The organism is Fulvivirga kasyanovii, from assembly GCF_009711405.1.
Lineage (GTDB): Bacteria > Bacteroidota > Bacteroidia > Cytophagales > Cyclobacteriaceae > Fulvivirga > Fulvivirga kasyanovii.
In genome coordinates this window covers 1-1,547 of record NZ_SMLW01000176.1, presented here as the reverse complement: position 1 = coordinate 1,547, position 1,547 = coordinate 1, and the positions used below count along the sequence as shown (strand labels likewise).

Annotated in this window: 3 protein-coding genes; 1 reads left to right on the top strand and 2 read right to left on the bottom strand. The window is 42.3% G+C overall.

Going from position 1 to position 1,547, the window contains the following annotated elements:
• The coding region (locus E1163_RS30875; RefSeq protein ID WP_221417883.1) for a hypothetical protein at positions 1 to 184 on the top strand (184 nt) is incomplete at its 5' end.
• Positions 185 to 281: 97 nt separating this feature from the next.
• Here the strand turns inward: E1163_RS30875 and E1163_RS00605 are convergent.
• Both E1163_RS00605 and E1163_RS00600 read right to left on the bottom strand, forming a co-directional pair.
• Positions 282 to 662, bottom strand: a complete 381-nt coding sequence (locus tag E1163_RS00605; protein WP_343033694.1) for a nuclear transport factor 2 family protein — start codon at positions 660 to 662, stop codon at positions 282 to 284.
• An 8-nt stretch (positions 663 to 670) separates the two neighbouring features.
• Positions 671 to 1,547 (bottom strand): alkene reductase (locus E1163_RS00600; protein WP_155168586.1); only part of this gene is annotated, 877 nt, incomplete at its 5' end.

Sequence of the window (1,547 nt, the reverse complement as noted above, 5' to 3'; positions counted from 1 at the left end):
CTCGGATTTATCATTTGGAGGCAACTATCAGCCAATTTTTATACACTTCAAAAAAAGAACTGACTTTGGATACAGCATAATCTTTATCAACACGTGCACCCGTTATTTCAACTTTTCAGAGCAATCTATAACAAAAGAACTCTCGATTAAAATTAAATCCATAAGAGAAGGATTGCCTGAATGAAAGCAAAATTGAAACATTTTTAATCTGAATAAAACAGGGAACCATTCAGAAGCTGTTTAAGGCGGCAAGCCTCTGAATGAATTCCCTTCCCAACGCCTCAATTCTGCATAGCCTGATATATCAATAAGGTATCAGTGTATTGGGTAAATTTGGCAATCTTTCCACTGTCGAGTTGATATCGATGAACAAACTCCGCGGATACGGATTTGCCGGTAGTACTGTAGGTTCCTTCATAGCGACCTATGACCAGCACTGAGTTCTCATGCTCCAAGTATTCGTCGATTACAGTTTTCCACTCTACCCAGTTATCCCTGAAGTTTTGAAATACATTGTGAAAAACTTCATCAGGGCCTACAAACCTGCCACCATTAGGGAACCCCTTCATCTGGACCCAAACGATGTTATCCTGAAACAAAGCCCTTACAGAATCATTGTCTTTGTTAGCAAAATGCTGATAAAGCTCTTTTACTAACGTCACATTGGTGCTCATTTTTTCAACTCGTGAAGTTCTCCGTTCAACATAGGATAATCTACATATCCTTCTTTACCCGGTGTGTAGAAAGTGTTATGGTCAGCTTCGCTTAACTCGGCCCCTGTCAGCATACGTTCTACAAAATCAGGGTTGGCGATGAATGGCCTGCCAAATGCAACCAGGTCACCTTTACCTGCTTTCAAATCTTCCTCTGCACGCTCCCTGTCGTACCCTCCACTTAATATGTAAGTACCCTTAAAGCTGTTTCTTATCTTTTCCTTTAAAGCAGCCGGTACTTCGGGCGCTCCCATAGCGGCATGATCAACGATATGTATATAGACCAGCCCTAAATCACTTAACTTTTTAGCCAGGTACTCAAATGTTTCATCTACATCGGCAAATGCACCTGTGTCATTAAAAACACCATAAGGTGATAATCTGATACCTGTTCTTTCTTTTCCTATAGCCTTTACAATCGCTTCGGTCACCTCAAGCACAAACCTCGACCTGTTTTCTATCGAACCTCCATACTCATCGTCGCGATCATTTATATTGGGGTTAATGAATTGCTCCAGCAGATAACCATTGGCAGCATGTATTTCCACACCGTCAAAACCTGCCTGTATAGCATTTTTGGAAGCCCTGACAAACTCATCTATTGCCTGCTCGATATCTTTTTTGTTCATTTTTCTTGGGGGAGTATGGGCTTGTGGTCCTTGAGCATCGGTGTACATTTCACCGGAAGCCGGCTTATCTGTTGGGGCTACTACTTCACCTCCCACTGGCAGGTTTAACTGGTGTGCCACCCTACCGGCATGCATCATTTGAACAAATATTTTAGACCCTTCCTTATGCACCGCATCAGTTACCAGCTTCCAGCCTTCTATCTGA